The organism is Pseudoglutamicibacter cumminsii (genome assembly GCF_016907775.1).
GTDB lineage: Bacteria > Actinomycetota > Actinomycetes > Actinomycetales > Micrococcaceae > Pseudoglutamicibacter > Pseudoglutamicibacter cumminsii.
In genome coordinates this window covers 1085354-1103769 of the sequence record NZ_JAFBCO010000001.1, presented here as the reverse complement: position 1 = coordinate 1103769, position 18416 = coordinate 1085354, and the positions used below count along the sequence as shown (strand labels likewise).

At 61.4% G+C, this 18416-nt stretch carries 17 protein-coding genes and 2 pseudogenes; 11 read left to right on the top strand and 8 right to left on the bottom strand.

Features of this window, described 5'->3' with window-relative positions; all coding sequences use genetic code 11:
• Positions 1-354: 354 nt before the first annotated feature.
• Positions 355-1581 (top strand): acyl-CoA dehydrogenase family protein, encoded by a 1227-nt coding sequence (locus JOD50_RS05110; protein WP_204880660.1) that lies wholly within the window; start codon positions 355-357, stop codon positions 1579-1581.
• A gap of 133 nt (positions 1582-1714) precedes the next feature.
• On the opposite strand, the gene JOD50_RS05105 is transcribed toward JOD50_RS05110, so the two are convergent.
• The 5 genes from JOD50_RS05105 to JOD50_RS05085 form a co-directional block, all read right to left on the bottom strand.
• A complete protein-coding gene (locus JOD50_RS05105) occupies positions 1715-2128 on the bottom strand; it encodes a DUF3151 domain-containing protein (protein ID WP_204880659.1) in 414 nt (137 codons plus the stop codon).
• Complete coding sequence (gene fbaA, locus JOD50_RS05100) at positions 2128-3150, bottom strand: class II fructose-bisphosphate aldolase (protein ID WP_101629763.1); 1023 nt, start codon at positions 3148-3150, stop codon at positions 2128-2130. Before fbaA ends, JOD50_RS05105 begins: the two co-directional genes overlap by 1 nt.
• Positions 3151-3385: 235 nt before the next feature.
• Positions 3386-4045, bottom strand: a complete 660-nt coding sequence (locus JOD50_RS05095; RefSeq protein WP_204881550.1) for a TrmH family RNA methyltransferase — start codon at positions 4043-4045, stop codon at positions 3386-3388.
• A gap of 327 nt (positions 4046-4372) precedes the next feature.
• A complete protein-coding gene (locus JOD50_RS05090; protein WP_204880658.1) occupies positions 4373-5056 on the bottom strand; it encodes an FMN reductase in 684 nt (227 codons plus the stop codon).
• Positions 5057-5067: 11 nt separating this feature from the next.
• A complete protein-coding gene (locus JOD50_RS05085) occupies positions 5068-6231 on the bottom strand; it encodes a CE1758 family FMN-dependent luciferase-like monooxygenase (RefSeq protein WP_204880657.1) in 1164 nt (387 codons plus the stop codon).
• Positions 6232-6672: 441 nt separating this feature from the next.
• Here JOD50_RS05085 and JOD50_RS10515 point away from each other — a divergent pair, with 441 nt between their 5' ends.
• Genes JOD50_RS10515 through JOD50_RS05070 form a run of 3 tightly spaced genes read left to right on the top strand, consistent with a single transcriptional unit; the run spans position 6673 to position 9194 of the window.
• The gene (locus tag JOD50_RS10515) at positions 6673-7659 is read left to right on the top strand and encodes an ATP-binding cassette domain-containing protein (RefSeq protein ID WP_204881549.1); all 987 of its coding nucleotides are present in this window, start codon (positions 6673-6675) and stop codon (positions 7657-7659) included.
• Positions 7656-8423, top strand: coding sequence for an ABC transporter permease (locus tag JOD50_RS05075; protein WP_204880656.1), 768 nt, complete (start codon positions 7656-7658; stop codon positions 8421-8423). The genes JOD50_RS10515 and JOD50_RS05075 overlap by 4 nt, the downstream gene beginning before the upstream one ends.
• Positions 8424-9194 (top strand): ABC transporter, encoded by a 771-nt coding sequence (locus JOD50_RS05070; RefSeq protein ID WP_204880655.1) that lies wholly within the window; start codon positions 8424-8426, stop codon positions 9192-9194.
• A gap of 301 nt (positions 9195-9495) precedes the next feature.
• On the opposite strand, the gene pyrE is transcribed toward JOD50_RS05070, so the two are convergent.
• On the bottom strand, positions 9496-10050 hold the full coding sequence (pyrE, locus tag JOD50_RS05065; RefSeq protein ID WP_204880654.1) for an orotate phosphoribosyltransferase: 555 nt from the start codon (positions 10048-10050) through the stop codon (positions 9496-9498).
• Between the two features lie 94 nt (positions 10051-10144).
• Between pyrE and JOD50_RS05060 the strand changes: the two genes are divergently transcribed.
• From JOD50_RS05060 to JOD50_RS05035, 7 genes and pseudogenes are all read left to right on the top strand, one after another.
• Entirely contained in the window at positions 10145-10801 is a 657-nt protein-coding gene (locus JOD50_RS05060; RefSeq protein WP_204880653.1) for a hypothetical protein, read from the top strand.
• Positions 10802-10870: 69 nt separating this feature from the next.
• Complete coding sequence (gene nadE / locus JOD50_RS05055) at positions 10871-11698, top strand: ammonia-dependent NAD(+) synthetase (RefSeq protein ID WP_204880652.1); 828 nt, start codon at positions 10871-10873, stop codon at positions 11696-11698.
• Positions 11699-11887: 189 nt separating this feature from the next.
• On the top strand, positions 11888-13618 hold the full coding sequence (locus JOD50_RS05050) for an AMP-binding protein (RefSeq protein WP_204880651.1): 1731 nt from the start codon (positions 11888-11890) through the stop codon (positions 13616-13618).
• An 89-nt stretch (positions 13619-13707) separates the two neighbouring features.
• On the top strand, positions 13708-14511 hold the full coding sequence (locus JOD50_RS05045; protein ID WP_204880650.1) for an exodeoxyribonuclease III: 804 nt from the start codon (positions 13708-13710) through the stop codon (positions 14509-14511).
• Positions 14512-14549: 38 nt separating this feature from the next.
• Positions 14550-15056, top strand: a pseudogene (locus JOD50_RS10735) (DUF8083 family protein); the annotation flags it as partial.
• Positions 15049-16143, top strand: a pseudogene (locus tag JOD50_RS05040) (IS256 family transposase); the annotation flags it as partial. The pseudogenes JOD50_RS10735 and JOD50_RS05040, both read left to right, overlap by 8 nt.
• Complete coding sequence (locus tag JOD50_RS05035; RefSeq protein WP_476704302.1) at positions 16034-16615, top strand: DUF8083 family protein; 582 nt, start codon at positions 16034-16036, stop codon at positions 16613-16615. The pseudogene JOD50_RS05040 and the gene JOD50_RS05035, both read left to right, overlap by 110 nt.
• Positions 16616-16669: 54 nt before the next feature.
• Here JOD50_RS05035 and JOD50_RS05030 read toward each other — a convergent pair whose 3' ends face one another.
• Both JOD50_RS05030 and JOD50_RS05025 read right to left on the bottom strand, forming a co-directional pair.
• Entirely contained in the window at positions 16670-17299 is a 630-nt protein-coding gene (locus tag JOD50_RS05030) for a DUF6318 family protein (RefSeq protein ID WP_204880648.1), read from the bottom strand.
• A gap of 113 nt (positions 17300-17412) precedes the next feature.
• Positions 17413-17991 (bottom strand): hypothetical protein, encoded by a 579-nt coding sequence (locus JOD50_RS05025; protein WP_204880647.1) that lies wholly within the window; start codon positions 17989-17991, stop codon positions 17413-17415.
• Positions 17992-18416: the final 425 nt, after the last annotated feature.

Here is an 18416-nt window from a genome sequence, read left to right as displayed (position 1 = left end):
GCACCTGATGTGAGCATAGTCACATGACATCACGGCGAACCCGAGCTGTCCAGAATCTAGACGGAGTTTAGGTCCAGACACGAGGCACGGTCGCCGTGGGCGCGACCGGTGACGAGCGGCTGCGACCGGGGTGCGGCGCGAGCACGACTGCCCGGCCCGGCGCCAGCGGCGCGCCCCGGCCCTAGTTTTCCGCCGCGCGCCATCCGGTGGCAAGATGGACCCTAGGATGTGACCCACGCAACAGACCTGATTGCTTGAGAGCACATCGTGCGCTGACCACCAACGCAACCAACCACGAACGCAACGGCCGCGGCGCAGCACGTACCGCATCGGCATCATCACGGAAGGGAACCCATGCCACGCAACCGGACAGACCTCATGAACATCGACGGGATGCTTAGCGAAACCGAGCGCGAGACCCGCGACCGCGTGGCGGCGTTTGTGGACGCCGAGATCCGGCCGAACATCGCCGAGTGGTTCGATTCCGCGACACTTCCGGTTGAGTTGCTGCCGAAAATGGCGGCCGAGGGGCTGTTCGGGATGCACCTGAGCGGCTACGGGTGCGCGGGGCGGTCCGCGGTCGAATACGGGCTCGCGATGCAAGAGCTTGAGGCCGGGGACTCTGGTTTGCGCACCGTGGTTTCGGTGCAGGGTTCGCTCGCGATGTCGGCGATCTATAAGCATGGCTCCGAGGAGCAGAAGCAGCAGTGGCTTCCACGGATGGCGGCGGGTGAGGTGATTGGTTGTTTCGGGTTGACGGAGCCGACCGCGGGATCCGACCCGGTCTCGATGCTTACCCGTGCCCGCTGGGTTGACGGCGAATGGGTCCTGGATGGGGCTAAGCGGTGGATCGGGCTGGCGTCGATCGCGCAGGTTGCGGTGATTTGGGCGCACGTGAGCAACGAGGACGCAGCGGCAGCTGGTGTTTTGGATGAGGCCCGCGTGAAGCCGGGTGTGGATTCGATGGTTCGCGGGTTCATTGTGCCGACTGATTCGGAAGGGTTTGTGGCCACACCGATCACGCAGAAGCTTTCGATGCGCGCTTCGTTGCAGTGCGACATCACCCTGGATGGGGTGCGGCTTGGCGCGGATGCGTTGCTTCCGGGCGCTCAGGGGTTGAGTGGCCCGCTCGCGTGCTTGAATGAGGCGCGGTACGGAATCGCGTGGGGCGCGATGGGTGCCGCGCGAGATTCGATTGAGGCGGCGCTGGGGTATGCGTTGGAGCGTGAACAGTTTGGGCGGCCGTTGGCGGCGTTCCAGTTGACGCAGGAGAAGCTCGCGCGGATGACGGTCGAGCTGAATAAGGGCCAGTTGTTGGCTCTGCAGTTGGGCCGGGCGAAGGATGAGGGGACGTTGGAGTTCCACCAGATTTCCGTTGCGAAGCTAGCGAACGTCAAGACCGCGATTGAGATTGCGCGGGAGGCGCGCACGGTGTGCGGCGGTAACGGCATCACGTTGGATTATTCGCCGCTGCGGCACGCGAACAACCTCGAGTCGGTGCGAACCTATGAAGGCACCGACGAGGTGCACACGCTGATCCTGGGCGAAAAGCTCACGGGCATCAGCGCCTTCGCAAGCTAGCGGGGTCATGCGGGCGCGCCGCAAGCGGCGCGAAACCGCGGTTTAAACATCTTCGGCATCAAAATTGCTGTAAAAAAATTAATGCTCTCGCATAAATTTGCAGCAATTTTGATGCCGAAGGTTAAAAAGAGGGCTAGTTGGCGGCGAGCTTCGCTTCCGCATCCGGGTCCGAATCGCGCAAGAAATCGCTGATCCGCTGGACCTCTTCGGTTTCACCAATCCGCTCGGCAGCGAGCTTCAACTGGTACAAGCAACGCAAGAAACCACGGTTCGGCTCATGCTCGTAAGGAACCGGGCCCTGCCCCTTCCAGCCAGCGCGACGCAACGCATCCAGTCCACGGTGGTAACCCACCCGGGCAAACGCGTACGCCTCAATGTCGCGGCCATCGGCGGCAGCATCCTCGGCCATCAAAGCCCATGGAAGCTGCTCGGCAGGGAACTGACGCACCAAATCCTCAGCCTCATCGCCCGCATCGTACCGGGCAATCAACTCAGGGTTTTCCGGGATCCGCGTCTCCGGGATCCCTAACAAGTTACGGCCAATCATTACTTGATCGCCTTCCCAGCAGAGCCGAGGTCCTGGCACGCCTCAACCACACGGTCAGCCATCGACTTCTCGGCCGCGGCACCCCACGAGCGTGGGTCGTACAGCTTCTTGTTGCCGACCTCGCCGTCGATCTTGAGCACGCCGTCGTAGTTGCGGAACATGTGCTCAACCACTGGGCGGGTGAACGCGTACTGCGTGTCGGTGTCGATGTTCATCTTGATGACACCGTAGGAAACCGCGTCTGCGATCTCCTGCTCGGAGGAGCCGGAACCGCCGTGGAACACGAGGTCGAACGGCTTATCCTTGCCGAGGCGGCGGCCGATTTCGTCCTGGATTTCCTTCAACAGCTCAGGGCGGAGCTTGACGTTACCCGGCTTGTAAACGCCGTGAACGTTACCGAAAGTCAGAGCGGTCATGTAGCGGCCGAACTCACCGGAGCCGAGCGCCTCAACCGTTGCAGCGGCGTCGTCGATGGTCGTGTAGAGCTTCTCGTTGATCTCGTTCTCAACGCCGTCTTCTTCGCCACCGACAACGCCGATCTCAACCTCGAGGACCTGCTTGTTCGCCGCGGTGAGCGGGAGCAGTTCGCGCGCGATGCGGAGGTTTTCGCTCAGCGTCTCAGCGGAGCCGTCCCACATATGGGAGTTGAACAGTGGGTCGCGGCCGGCCTGAACCTCCGCCTTGGAGGCCTCGATGAGCGGCATGACCCACGAGTCGATCTGTTCGCGTGGCGCGTGGTCGGTGTGCAGCGCGACGGTGATCGGGTAGTTCTTCGCGACCTCACGCACATACGCGACGAAAGCGAGTGAACCTGCGATGCGGTCCTTCACGGTGGAGCCGGAGAAGTACTGCGCGCCACCGGTGGAGATCTGCAGGATGCCGTCAGAACCTGCTTCCGCGAGGCCGGCGAGCGCCGCGGAAACCGTCTGGGAGCTGGTCACGTTGAACGCAGGGTAAGCGAATCCGCCGGCTTTGGCGGTGTCGAGCATCTGGTTGTACTGGTCCGGTGTTGCAACACCCATGTGGGCTCCTTCTATATAGGGGCTGGCGCGGCTGTCTAGGCGCACGATGTGCTGGCCAGCGTGGTCTTGCGTGCCGGCCGGCGTGTGCGCACGTAACGGTTCCGCTGGAAGGCGGTGCCGCTGTCTTCCTCTATGCTACCGACCCGCGCTGGTGCAGCGCTGCGTTGGAGCGCTGGGGTGGCGCGGGGCGGGGTGAGTTGCGCAGTGTGGCGTGAAACACCGCGCGGGCTGGCGTTTAGGGGTGTTGGTTAAAGACGTGCTGGCGGATCCAGGCGTGCATCGCGATTCCGCTGGCGACGCCGGCGTTGATCGAGCGGGTTGATCCAAATTGTTCGATGGAGAGGGTGTCTTTCGCGGCTGACCGCATTTCTTCGGAGAGGCCGGGGCCTTCTTGCCCGAAGACGAGCACGCATCGTTCTGGGAGGTTGTAGGTTTCCAGTTGGACGGAGTCGGGGAAAATGTCGACCCCGAGGATCGGGATGTTTTCTTGCCGGGCCCAGGCCACGAAGTCTTCGACGGTCGGGTGATGCATGACGGTCATGTAGCGGTCGGTGACCATGGCGCCGCGGCGGTTCCAGCGGCGGCGGCCTACGATGTGGACGGCGGCGGCGTTGAATGCGTTGGCGTTCCGGACGACGGTGCCGATGTTGAAGTCGTGTTGCCAGTTTTCGATGGCGATGTGGAGCGGGTGGCGGCGGGCGTTGAGGTCGGCGACGATAGCTTCGTGTTTCCAGTAGCGGTATTCGTCGAGGACGTTGCGGCGGTCGCCGTGGGTGAGGAGTTCGAGGTCCCAGTGGTCGCCTTCGGGGTGGGGGCCTTCCCAGGGGCCGACGCCGACGACGTGCTCGGGGGTTTGGTTCTCGTCTGGTGTTTGGTTCTCGCTCACGGGATACAACTGTACGTCCCCCGTTTTAATCTTGGGCAACGTAATTGCTGAAATAACGCAGCCCGGTTCGAGAACCGAAACAACCTTGAGCAACGTGAGTGCTGCTATTTTTGCGCAGCCACCCTCCCGTTTTAACCTTCGGCATCGCTAGTGCTGTTATTTTTCGCCGCGGGTTCCGGTGCCACTGCGCCTTGGTCTGCTGCGGCCGCGTGCCTTGGTGGTGTGGCCGTGCCCCGTGGCACGGCTGTTACTCCCCTGCCGCTGCCAGCGGCAGCGGCACTACCAACGAAATAACTACAATTTTTGTGCCGAAGGTTAATTTGGTGGGGTTAGGCGTTAGGAAGTTGGGGTTCCGTCGTGTCCCTCGAGCAGGGTCGCGAAATCCACCACGTCCGTCAGCTCATTCCCGGACGTCCGCTGACGCCCGCCCTTCCCGGCCGGCTGCTGCGTTGCGGTGAAACCAGCAACTGTGTTGCCGAAGCTCATCATCGCTTGGGTGAGCTCATCCGCTGCCTGCGCAATACGTCCAGCAAGCCCCTTCCCCGCTGCCGTCCCGAAATCTTCGGTCGCCGCGAACACACCAGTCGGGACCACGGTCGTGTGCAGGTACGCGAACATCGGGCGCATCGCATGATCAATCACCAGCTGGTGCCGCGGCGTCCCCGCCGTCGCCGCCGCCAGCACCGGAACACCCCGCAACGTATCCACATCGAGCGAATCAAACAGCATCTTAAACAGCCCCGACATGCTCGCGGTGAACACCGGCGTCACCGCAACAACACCATCGGCCGCCGCAAGTTTTTCGCGCACCTCAGTGAGTTTCGGGGTCGGCATCCCGCCGGTCAGCATCGTCTGCGTGAGATCTTGCGCGATCTCACGAACCTCAATGACCTCTGCCTCAACGTCTTCGCCGCGCGCGGTCACCGAGGCGCGGACGGCGTTGACGATCTGATCGGTCAAAAGCCTGGTGCTCGATGGCTGCGAAAGCCCCGCTGTTACTGCAACAAGTTTGAGTGCCATGTCTCCCCCTCTTAGTTGTTGCTCTCCGCCGCTTCGGCCCGCTTCGCGGCTTCTGCCGCGCGGGCGACTGGCGACGAGATGACCTGGTGGTAGTCGTGATCCTTCGGCAGGGCGGCGAGCTCTTCGTGGCTTGGTGCCCGCGACGGGACGCCGGCAGGTCTGCGCGCCTCGAATTCGCGGCGGAGCACGGGCACGATCTCGCGGCCGAGGATCTCGATCTGCTCCAACACAACCTCTTCCGGCAGGCCTGCGTGGTCGATCAGGAAGCCTTGCCGCTGGTAGTCGCCCACCGCATCGGCGAATCCAAGCGTCCGTTCGATCACTTGATCCACGGTGCCGACGGTCAGTGGCGTGTCCCGCGTGAACTCTTCAAGCGACGGCCCGTAACCGTAGACGGGCGCCTTGTCGAAGTATGGACGGAAGAATTCCTTGGCTTTCTTCTCGGTTTCGCTTACGAAGATGTGGCCGCCCAGGCCGACGATGGCTTGCTCGGCTCCGCCGTGACCGTAGTGTTCGTAGCGTTCGCGGTAGAGCTGGACCATGGATGCGGTGTGTTCCATGTTCCAGAAGATGTTGTTGTGGAAGAAGCCGTCGCCGTAGAAGGCGGCCTGTTCTGCGATTTCTGGGGAGCGGATGGAGCCGTGCCACACGAATGGTGGGGTGTCGTTGAGTGGGCGTGGCGCGAGCGTGAAGCCGTGGAGCGGGGTGCGGAATTTACCTTCCCAGTTCACGGTTTCTTCGCGGAAGAGTTTGCGCAGCAGGTGGTAGTTCTCGATCGCGAGTGGGATGCCTTGGCGGATATCTTTGCCGAACCACGGGTAGACGGGGCCGGTGTTGCCGCGGCCCATCATGAGGTCGATGCGGCCGCCGGATACGTGCTGCAGCATCGTGTAGTCCTCGGCGATGAGGACGGGATCGTTGGTGGTGATGAGGGTTGTTGAGGTGGTGAGTTTGATGCGCTCGGTTTTCGCGGCGATGTAGGCGAGGTTGGTGGTTGGTGAGGACACGACGAAAGGTGGGTTGTGGTGCTCGCCTTGTGCGAAGAAGTCGAGGCCAACTTCTTCGGCTTTGATCGCGTATTTCTGGATGGACCGGAGACGTTCGTGTTCGGTCTGGATTTTGCCGGTGGTGGGGTCCGGGGTGAGGTCTCCGACGGTGAAGATACCGAATTCCATGGTGGTTTCTCCTAGATGCCGGGGCTTAAACCCTGAAGTTTGTTGACGTGTCAATTATAGCAACCGCTGAGTGCGCCATTTCATTCCCGCCAGCCTCAAGCGATTTAATCTTGGGCAACGAAATTGCTGAAATACAGTTCGGCGGATTGAGCACTGAAATAACTTTCAGCAACGTGAGTGCTGTTATTCGGCAGCCAACCCGGGCCGTGTTTAACCTTCGGCATCACTAGTGCTGTTATTTTCCTGCCGCTACCGTCATCGCAGTCCCGCCAGAGTATTTACACCTCTGCATGACCTGTGCCACACTATTTCTAGCCCGGCTCACGGTCACTCGGTTTGCCGCACTCACCGCTCATGTCGAAAACCTGCTGACAAAAGGTCAACAGCTTTAGCGCCAACTTCACCAAAACCCACTTCAGCAAAACACAATAGGGGAAGAACATTTCTACTGATTCGAAGGTTCCCGCATTAGAGTTCCGGAACGTTTCGCGGACGTATGACAAGGGAAAGTTCACTGCAGTCAGTGACGTTTCATTCACCGTTGAACCTGGCCAGATCCATGCGCTCATTGGCCCGAACGGCGCAGGAAAAACTACCTTGGTGAAAATGGCGGCCTCTATCCTGGACCCAACCTGGGGAGACGTCATCGTCAATGGCCACAACGTCGCAACGCAATCACAGCAGGCCCGCCGCGATGTCGGACTCGCGCTCGGCGGTGAGCTCGGCTTCTACCCTAGGGCGAGCGCTATCAAGAACTTGCGTTTCTTCGCCAACGTCGCAGGCATCCCACCAAAAGACATCGCCACCGAAGCCGAACGGGTTCTTAACGCTGTCAGTTTATCTAAAAACGGCAAGCAGAAAGTTAATTCCTTCTCGCGCGGCATGGTTCAACGCCTCCACATCGCCCGCGCTCTTCTGGGCGAACCAGCCCTGCTCGTCATGGATGAGCCAACAAACGGGCTCGACCCAGACATCGCGCTATCCATCCGTGCCCTACTGAAGGATCTCGCTAACAACGGGCACGCCGTCTTCCTCACCAGCCACACGATGTCTGAGATTGAGGACGTGTCCCATGTCATTTCCGTGATCGGCGCCGGCCGCATCCACTTCACAGGCGGGCTCACGGAAGTCGTGAATTACGCAGGTGTCACCGCTACAACCACTGCAACAATCCACGCAGGCGACACCGAGATCGTCGAAGCGCTACGCTCCCACCCGCACGTAAAAGAGTTGCGGCAGTCCCCGAAAGGCGCACGATGGGGGCTCACTATTTTCTGGGAAAGCAGCCAAACTCCCGCACAGATTCAAGCTGAAGTGCAGCGTATTTTCCGGGAACACAGCATCGAAATACCGAACGATTTAGTAACCCGTCAGCCCACGCTTGAGGAAGCCTATTTGTCATTGGCAGGTGAGCTTAAACGCCCATGATGCGCTACTTCCGTATGGTTGCTTTCCACCTGGGCGAGTTCGCTCGGGTTCCGTTTTTCGTTTCGCTGATGGCCACATCGACCCTCGGCATTCTCGCTATTCAAGCGCTCGCCTACTATGCGTGGGGTGGCGACGCGTGGGTTGCGTGGATGCGTAGCGGCATCGTTGGTATGTGGACCACCACCACTGTTGCCGCGGGAATCCTCGGGTTCGAACGGTTCAAAGGCACGCTTGTCCACCTATTCAGTGCACGCATCAACGTTCTTTCCCCGGCGGCTGCCGTTGTGTCTGCGGCCTCGGTTTTCGGGCTTCTATCCTTCGCGGTCGCTTGGCTCGCGTGGGGTCTACTGTGGATTGCGACTGACGTAGGCCACGGCACTCCCCCGGTTTCAGGGGCCTCGGTTGCGGTCAGCATCCTGTTGCTGTGGGTTTCATGTCTCAGCATTTCTTTTGTGATTGCAGCGCTTTTCGTGCTGACACCGAACGCTATTGCGTATGAAGAGCTTCTTCTGATTCCTGTTTTCATTCTTTCTGGTCTTGTTTTCACTTCTACAGACGCGCCACCGGTATTACACGAGCTGAGCTACATTATTCCGCTGTCAGCCTCAACCCAGGTTTTGTTGGGCCAAGTCCCGGAAGGTGCGGTCATGTTCCGTCTGCTCATCGGCTTGGGCGTGACAGCGTGCTGGTTCGTCGCATCGTACTGGCTCGGCAAATCAGCTATCCGCAAGGCCCGTTCCGCTGGCACCTTGGCGGTGATCTAGATGAGTTTCGCATCTCGTTTCGCCGCGGCTTTCAGGGTTTCTTTAGCCTCGTCGATTGCGTACGCGACCATCGGAACCTTGCTGGTGTCGATGCTTGCGATCCCGCTGCTAGAGATCCTGTTCAGTGTTCTGCTCGCCAAGGACGTCGGGTCCATGGATGTGCTGCGTACCGCGTATGCGTCCACGCTGGTGGGCATCGGCTTGGGCGTGTGTTCCGGGGTGGTTTCCAAGACCGCGACCGACCGGAACCTCGGGGTATTCCAGGTTGTGCATGAATACCGGCGGGTGGATCTCGCGTACTGGCTGGCGTCGCTGGTGATGCCGGTGCTACTCGCGTTGCCTGCCGGTCTGGCCTCCCTTACGGTGATCACGGTGATGTCCGGACACGCTAGCTTGGCGGTTGTGGCACGGCTGTTCGTGTTGGTGCTGTGCGCTTTGCTGGTGGGCGGCTTGTTGGGGATTTCGATGTCGGGCATCGGTTTGGCGTTGTCTGACCCGTATCAGGGTGCCGCGTTCGCCGGCGCTGTTGTGCCGGTTATGGCGGGCGTGATTGTGCCGGTCGCGTTGTTCCCCCAGTGGCTGGCCCCGTTGAGTGCGGTGGTCCCGCTGACTGGTGTGGTCGATGCGGTGGGTAGCTTGAACTCGGGCGTGGCGTGGTCTTTGCTTGCGTTCGATGCGGTTCGCGGCTTGGCGTGGGCTGTTGTGGGTTTGCTGATGGTGCAGATCGCTCGAGCACGGCTGCGTGCGGGGCATAAGTTCAGCGTCATCTAGCCCGGTTTCTAATCTTGGGCAACGAAATTGCTGAAATAACGTTGAGCGGATTGAGCGCTGAAATAACTTTCAGCAACGTGAGTGCTGTTATTCGGCAGCCAACCCAAGCCGCATTTAACCTTCGGCATCACTAGTGCTGCTATTTTCCTGCCGCAACCATCCGCGTACATAAGCCGCACACAAAAGTGGCTGCCGCCCCGGCAAGGGGCGGCAGCCACAATCTATTTCGACACTTACGGTGCTAAAGGTTATTTCAGCACTCTCGTTGCCAAAGGTTTTTCGACACTCTTGTTGCTAAAGGTTAGAGGCCGAGGTCGTTTTTGCTGAACAGCGCGATGTACGGCACGCCGGCTTCTTCCTTGATGCGTTCAGCGGCGCCGGTGTCACGGTCAACGATCACCGCTACAGCAACCACGTTGCCGCCCGCCTTCCACACACCTTCCACCGCGGTAAGCGCGGAACCACCGGTTGTCGACGTGTCCTCCACGATCAGCACGTCGCGCCCCTCAACGCCCGGCCCCTCAACCTGCCGGCCCATGCCGTAGTCTTTCGCGGCCTTCCGCACCACGAACGCGTCAATCTCACGTCCCGCTTCCCGCGCCGCGTGCATGATCGCAGTACCCACTGGGTCGGCGCCCATCGTCAGCCCGCCAGCCGCCTCAAAGCTCACACCGGCGTCGTCGCAGGCTTCCAGCAGCTGACGACCAATCAAAATCGAGGCTTCGTGGTGTAGCGTCACCCGCCGCAGATCAACGTAGTAGTCGGCTTCTTTCCCGGAGGAGAGGATCACTTTGCCTCGCACCACGGCGAGGTCGCTGATGAGCTGTTGCAGGCGTGCGCGTTCGTTGCTGGTCATGTTCCCTAGTTTAGGCGCTCCGCCGGGTTTTCCTCATTTCCCTCACGCCTTATTCCCCGTATTCTGGGGTTAGGTCAACGATTGGGGGTACCCGATGTCTCTTCCTACTCCTCCTGGCCCGGCCGAGGATGTTGAGCCGTTCGATGCGGCTCCTGCCGAGCTTGAGATTCCCGAGCCTCATTCTTCGTGGGAGCCCACGGATTGGGAACCTACTGATTGGGAACCTGATGCCGATGCGGTTGATGCCGCGATCGCTAAGCGCCTCGGCGCTGATTCTGAGGACATTTATGCCGCGGTTCGTGCCGCCGAGCATGAGGCTGAGGCGATCGCTGACCCGCATATTCGTGCGGCTCAGCCCGTGATTCCGGCTCCGCAGGTCCCGGACGATGTCGGCCTGGATGCCCCGGTTTCCGAGAAGGTTTCGATGCGCGGCGTTGTTGAGGCGGCCGCGGCTGAGGTTGGTCAGGAGATCGCTCAGAGCGCCGGCCCGCACAGCAAGGAAGCCGACGATGCGGTTGCGCCTAACGCCGAGCCCGCGGCTAACGCTGAACCCACAACTCCCGATGTGCCCGCAGCCCACGACGCAGCCGCGCCTAACGCTGAGCCCGCGGCTTCCCCACAGTTGCCACCTCCGCCAGCTCCACCAACAAACACTGCACCACCAGCTGACCCTGCGCCGACGGAAGAACCGGAAGACAACACCACCCCGCGTGGTTTCTTGCCGCCGCCACCGGCGCCACCCGCATCGTAAGCCGGCACCATCCCGCGCCGCCGCCCACGCACCCACCCACACACCCACGCCTAGGACTAAGCTGGGTTTATGAGGTCTCTGCAGCAACAGGTCATCGCTGAAATGGGTGTCAAACCCAAGATTGACGCGGCTCAGGAAGTCGAGGATCGCGTCCAGTTCTTGGTGGATTACGCCCTCACGGCTCACGCGCGCGGCTATGTTTTGGGTATTTCGGGCGGGGTTGATTCGTCGCTCGCGGGCCGCCTCGCGCAGCTCGCGGTCGAACGCCTCCGTACCCAGCACAACACAGACGCCACGTTCACCGCGGTTCGCTTGCCGCACGCGATCCAGGCCGATGAAGCCGACGCGCAGGCCGCGATGGACTTCATCCAGGCCGATGACCCGCACGTCGTGGATATCGCGCCGGGTGTCGCCGGCCTTGAGCAGCAGATCGAAGCCACCACGGGCTCCCCTCTCACGGACTTCAACCGCGGCAACCTGAAGGCCCGCATGCGGATGGCGGCACAGTACGCACTCGCAGGCGAACGCGGCCAGCTGGTGGTTGGTACCGATCAGGCCGCGGAATCGACGATGGGGTTCTTCACTAAGTTCGGTGACGGCGGCGCCGATGTGCTCCCGCTGGCTGGGCTCACGAAGGGGCAGGTCGGTGAACTGTTGCGTCACCTCGGGGCGCCGCAACGCGTGGTCGATAAAGTCCCGACCGCGGACCTCTTGGACGGCCAACCCGGCCGGCTCGATGAGGACGAAATGGGTGTCTCTTACGCCCACCTCGACGCGTATCTGCGCGGCGAAACTGTCCCAGACGAAGCAGCAGAACGCATCGAAGCCGCCTACCTCCGTAGCCGACACAAGCGCCGCACCCCAGCCACCCCATCGGACGCCTGGTGGAAAGAATGAGGCAGTGGCGGAACTGACCCCGCCACCACGAATGACCTTCGTCATGGTCCGTATCTTTCCGGCTCGCAAACGTTTTTATCGATAACCTAAACAACAATCCGTTCAACACAAACCTCGTCAAAACCGCGCGAACCAGCGCTCCCCGCCCGCATCAATAGCGGCGGGATCGACGAACCCCGGGAGGAACCCATGTCGCAACAATTCGAGCAGTACAAGGCCGCACGCGACCAGTTGCTGACCTACCGGGAGGACTACGAAAAAGCGCGTGAAACGTTCACGTGGCCGGACATCCCGGGCTTCAACTTCGGGTTCGACTGGTTCGATCAGGTCGCAGCCGGCGAGCGCGCGAACGACCCTGCGCTCATCATCGTTGAGGACGACGAGACGCGCACCACCCGCACGTGGGCGGAGCTTTCGGAGCGGTCGAATCAGGTGGCGTCGTGGTGGGCGCAGCTGGGTGTGAAGTTTGGCGACAAGATCATTTTGATGCTCGGGAACCGGGTTGAGCTGTGGGAGTCGGTTTTGGCTTCCGTGAAGCTCGGTTCGGTTTTGATCCCGACCACTACCCAGATGGTGGGCGCCGACCTTCAGGACCGCATTACGCGTGGCGGTGCGCGCTGGGTCATCGCTGACCAGCATGATCTGGAGAAGTTCGCGGACATCGAGGGCGAGTACTCGCTGATCGATGTCGATTCGGTTTTCGCTGGGGCTCATCATTGGGCCGATGCGGATGCCGCGCCGGAATCGTTCGTTCCGGAACACAAGGCCACCGGTGACGATTCGATGCTGCTGTACTTCACATCGGGCACCACGCAGCAAGCGAAGCTGGTTGAGCACACGCATTATTCGTACCCGATGGGGCATCTATCCACGATGTATTGGATCGGGATTGAGCCGGGCGATGTGCATTTGAACGTCGCGTCCCCGGGGTGGGGTAAGCACGCGTGGTCGAATGTTTTTGCGCCGTGGATCGGAGAGGCAACCGTCTACATCTATAACTATGAGCGTTTCGATGCGATCAAGTTGATGGAGCACATGTCGGAGGAGTCGGTCACGAGTTTCTGCGCGCCGCCGACCGTGTGGCGCATGCTGATCCAGGCTGATTTGACGCGTCTGACGAACCCGCCGAAGAAGCTGGTTTCCGCTGGTGAGCCGCTCAACGCTGTTGTGATCGATACCGTTGCGAAGGCGTGGGGTCAGACGATCCGCGACGGCTTCGGGCAGACCGAGTCCACGGTCCAGGTTGCGAACCCTCCTGGTATGCCGGTGAAGATCGGCGCGATGGGGCGCGCGATGCCGGGCTACGAGCCGGTCTTGATCGACACGACCACGGGCGAAGAGGCGCAGCTGGGTGAGCTGTGCTTGCGTCTGGATCCACGCCCGGGCGGGCTCATGGCGGGCTACTACAACGAGCCGGAACGCACCGAGCGTGCGATGCGCGGCGGGCTCTACCACACGGGCGACATCGCTGAGGTGGATGAGCGCGGCATCTACACATATGTGGGGCGCGCCGACGACGTGTTCAAGTCTTCGGACTACCGTATTTCGCCGTTCGAGCTGGAGTCTGTCCTGGTTGAGCATCCCGCCGTCGCGGAGGCCGCCGTGGTGCCGTCGCCGGATCCGATCCGTTTGTCCGTGCCGAAGGCGTACATCATTCTCGCGGCCGGGCACGAACCGACCCCGGAAACCGCGGAATCGATTTTCCGTTACTGCAAGGAAAACGTGCCACCGTTCCGCCGGATCCGCCGCCTCGAATTCGCGGACCTGCCGAAGACCGTGTCCGGCAAGATCCGCCGCGTTGACCTGCGCAACGAAGAATCCGCGAAGCGCGGCCCCGACGGGCAGCTGCTGCCCGATGCTCAGGGCACCGAGTACAAGGAGCGCGACTTCCCGGCGCTGAAGTCGGTCCGGTCTAAGTAGCCGCCGATGCGGGTGGCGGCCTTGCACTGCCGAGGCGCCGCATCGTGCCCTGCCGCCCTGCCACCGCGGACGTTGATACGGTTGTGTGCGTGAAGATTGCAACGTGGAATGTGAATTCGCTGCGGGCCCGCGCTGACCGTGTTGAGGCGTGGCTTGAGCAGAATGATGTTGATGTTCTGGCCATCCAGGAAACCAAATGCAAGGACGAGAACTTCCCCTGGGAACTGTTCGAGTCGCTCGATTACGACGTAGCGCATTTCGGTTTTTCGCAGTGGAATGGTGTTGCGATCGCGTCCCGTGTGGGTCTCGAGGATGTTGAGCGGACGTTCCCTGGCCAGCCTGCGTTCGGTAAGGGCGGGGTGGATCCGGTTCAGGAGGCTCGTGCGATCGCCGCGACCTGTGGTGGCGTGCGCGTGTGGAGCTTGTACGTGCCGAATGGGCGCGCCCTGGACGATGAGCACATGCCGTATAAGTTGGAGTGGCTCGCGGAGCTGAACCGGCAGGCGGCCGGCTGGCTAGCGGAGGATCCGCAGGCGCAAATCGCGTTGACGGGCGACTGGAACATCGCCCCGCGCGACGAGGACGTATGGGATATGCAGTACTTCCTCGACAACGGACTCACTCACGTTTCCCAACCCGAGCGCGACGCTTTCCACGCGTTCCTGGGCACCGGTTTTGTGGATCCGATGCGTGAGCGCCACCCCGGCCCCGGTGTGTTCACGTACTGGGATTATCAGAAGCTGCGTTTCCCTAAGGGTGAGGGGATGCGCATCGACTTCCAGCTGCTCTCCCCCGCTTTGGCTGCGCGCGTGACTGATGCCGCCGTTGACCGTGAGGAACGCAAGGGTAAGGGCCCGTCGGATCATGCGCCGGTCGTCGTGACGCTGGCGTAAAGTTCCGCTGGGTTGGTTCAGTTGGGTTCAGCGGTCTGATGGCGACTTTTTCAGGCAACGACGACGGCGGCACCGGTGGTAGCGGCACCGGCCGTGACGGCATCGGTAACAGCGCTGGCGGCGCCGGCAGCGGTAGTGGCCGCGGCATCGGCGGTTTTCCGGAGATGTCCATGGGGACGTTGCGTAACGCACCGCCTACCGCGTATTTGCGTGTGTATTCGCCGTTTTCCAGTTTCGATGACGCTGAACAGTCTCTGATTGCCACGCCGGGGCATGCGTTGGATGCGCCATTCTATGAAGAGGCTACGCTGTGGCGTTCTTTGGCGCGTATTTCGCGGCCGCGGGTGGATCCGTTTCCGCATGGGACGGTTGAGCAGTATCGCACGATTCTGCTCGACAGGGATCATGGCGATGTCGTGATGTTTTGCCCTGCGCAGGAGCCGTTGCGGGCGGGTATTGCGGCGTCTTTGTTGGAGGATTACGCGCCCGAGGATGTTTTGGATGCCTGGTTCCCTCCGGCTGCGGCGGAGGCTCATAGTGAGCGATTGCAGGAGCACGGGATGTGGCTGGCCGATTCCCCGTGCCCTCGCCGATGCATCACCGGATCTGATGCGCGAGCTGCTGCAGACCATGATCAACGCCCTGCTTTCCGCCGACGCCGACAGCGTGTGCGGGGCCGAATGGAACGCCCGCTCCGAGCAGCGGACGAATCGCCGCAACGGCTACCGCCAGCGCCCGCTGGACACCCGCGTCGGCACGATCGATGTCGCCGTCCCGAAGCTGCGCCAGGGCTCGTATTTCCCGGAGTGGCTGCTCGAGCGCCGCAAGCGGGCCGAGTCCGCCCTGATCACGGTCGTGGCGGACTGCTACCTCGCTGGTGTGTCCACCCGCCGGATGGACAAGCTCGTCAAGACGCTCGGCATCCACGCCCTGTCGAAATCCCAGGTCTCGCGCATGGCCGCCGACCTCGACGAGCAGGTCGCCGCGTTCCGCCACCGACGTCTGGACGAGGCCGGGCCGTTCACGTTCGTCACCGCTGATGCGCTGGCGATCAAGGTCCGCGAGAACAAGCAGGTCGTCAAAGCCTCGGTGCTGCTGGCCACCGGCGTCAACGGTGACGGCCACCGCGAGGTCCTGGGCATGCAAGTCGCCACCAGCGAGACGAAGGCCTCGTGGAACACCTTCTTCGCCGACCTGGTGGCCCGTGGCCTGGGCGGAGTGCGGCTGGTGACCTCCGATGCCCACGCCGGGCTGGTGGAGGCGATCGCGGCACACCTGCCCGGGGCCGCCTGGCAGCGCTGCCGCACCCACTACGCCGCCAACCTCATGGCCGTGTGCCCCAAGTCCATGTGGCCGGCGGTGAAGGCGATGTTGCACAGCGTGTACGACCAGCCCACCGCATCGGCCGTGCACGAGCAGTTCGACCGCCTGCTGGAGTACACCGACAGCAGGCTGCCCGAGGTTGCTGACCACCTCGGCGATGCCCGTGAGGACCTGCTCGCCTTCACCGGGTTCCCCGACGATGTGTGGCGGCAGATCTGGTCCAACAACCCCACCGAACGTCTCAACCGGGAGATCCGCCTTCACGCGGATGTCTACGTGGCGGGTCCCGTTGAGTTGGTTCACGCTGTTCCGTCCCGGGGATGAGGAGGAGGTCGTCACGGCGGATGATTCGCAGCCGTTCACGGCTTCGGTGCGGGTGCCTTTGGTGTTGGCTCGCCAGCGAGCTTCGTATGCGGTTGAGGCGTTGTCGTCCCTTTCTATGATTATGAGCGATGAGTCCGATGCGGACGGTTTCGATGAGGATGGCGAGCTATCCGGCCTGTTTGGTGCGTCAGGTGTGGATGATGACGGGTCAGAACCGGGTGGCATGTTGGCGTCGGTTGCCGAGTTGCATGATTGGTTGGGGCAGTTCCACCCGGATTCCATGGTTGAGCTGGATTATGGCTTGTTGACGGCGAGGGCGTGGCCGGATGATTCGGCTTTGGATGTCGCCGATGGGTTGGATGCGTTATTGGATGAGGATGTGTCGAGCGCCGCGTCCGCTTATTTCCGGTTGCGGCGGCGGTGGGATTCAATTTCGATGTGGGCTCACGCTGGTTAGAGGCTGGTGTTTTGCGTAGGGCCGGTAGGCGCTGACCGCGCCTGTTAGTGCCCCTTACTTCTCTCGAGGCAAATCGTCGATTGCGTAAAACCCGCGCATTCTCCAGCCGGCTTCTTTGCGCTCCAAGACCATAGCGGTGCCGTCGCCCCATCCTCCCTCTACAGTTTGGACTGGTTTCGTTTTCCCGGGCACGTAATAGGAGCGCTCGTCCTCGTGCACTGTGAACGTCACGTAGTAGTTTCCGTTCTTGAGCTTTTTATTTGGAATGTGCACGTTTTCAAGACGAATCTCTCCACCGACCACCCAGGCGTCGCGGTCCTTCATGCGTGAGAAGACCTTGTCAACGGCTTTACAGTATTCACACTGGGGTGAGGTGATCTCCCAGAATTCTTTCCGGAAGGAACCGACCTCCCACGCATAGTTGACTTCCTTCAACCAGTGATCAACAAAAGCCGCCTGGCCTACTTTGTTCGTCTGTTTTGCGACCTTGGGGAGTGGACCTGGGACAGGGACGTTACGTGCTGGGCGTTTGGATGTCGCTAGTTCATGCAGTTTCGCTGGAGATGAGCTGGTTTCAGGGGTTTTCTCTTTTGGGTCTTTCGCGTCTTTGGTTTCTTTGCCGTTTGGGCTTTCCGATGGTAATGCTGACCCGGCCGCTGCGGCAGGCTTCGCATCGTTATCCACGCCGCAGGCTGCTAGCCCAGCGGTGAGGGCGAGTGTGAGGATGGTCGCGGTGGTGGGTCGTTTCCGGTTTCGCATGGGGACGTCTCTAACGTGTATCGAAGGCGTGGCGCTGGTTACCATGTTTGGCGGGGTTTGAAGATGGTGAGGTCTTGTTTTTCGCAGGTGGGGTCGTTGGTGGGGTTGCCTGGTTGGCAGGGCCCGGAGACGTTGACGGCTTTGAGTGTCCAGGCGCGGATGTTCAGTGGTTTGGCGTTGACATCGAGGGTGCCGGGGATGGTGTCCCAGGTTTTACCGTTATCGAGGCTGTACCGGCCGGTATAGGTCACGGTGGCATCGACGGTGTAGGTTCCGCGTTTGCGGTATTGGTGGGAGGTCGGTGTTTCTGTCTCCCATACGTGTGCTCTGCTCGGCAGCATCTTGCCTGGGGTGCGGGAGGTGCGGGTGTTGCCGTCGCCGTAGCTGTAGCTCCACTTTTGAGGTGTGAGTTCCACGGTGACCGGTTCGTCGAGCACCTTCACGGTTTTACGAACCACACCGTCGGACCCGCCTGTGTCGCCGTCTTTGCCGGTGAGGTAGAAGTTGGTCCAGGCGTTGGTGATGGTGTTGGGTTTGATCGCATCCGTGGTGACCTGCCCTGCATCGATCCGGATGTGCTTCGTTTCGGTCTCGACGAGGGTCCGGACCTCGGTCAACGATAATGGCCGCTGCTCTGGCGCTTGCTTAGATGGTTTGCCTTTGTATCGGCACGCGACCCGGGACTGACCCCCAGTCCTGGTGTAGAGCAAGTCTGATCGCTCCCCGCACTCGCTCACCGCCCGGTGGGTGCACGCTTGGGTGCGGGCTGCTTTGAGAGCTCTCTGGTCCTGCATCTCAGCTATATGCAGACCGGACCCGACCACTCGAGTTGATCCGGTGACAGCGCCGGACCGTGCCGCTACCCCCGTGGTCCTGCATGCTTGATGCCACACAGGCCGCGACCCCAACCGCACCGGAGCAGCAGCCTTCACCGGCGGGGTGACAGATTTCGTTGGCGGTGGGACTTGCCCCGTCTCACGCGAATTTTGTTCAGAGAAGTTTGAGGCTTCGACCCCTTGGTCCTGGAAATTGAGGTCCATAG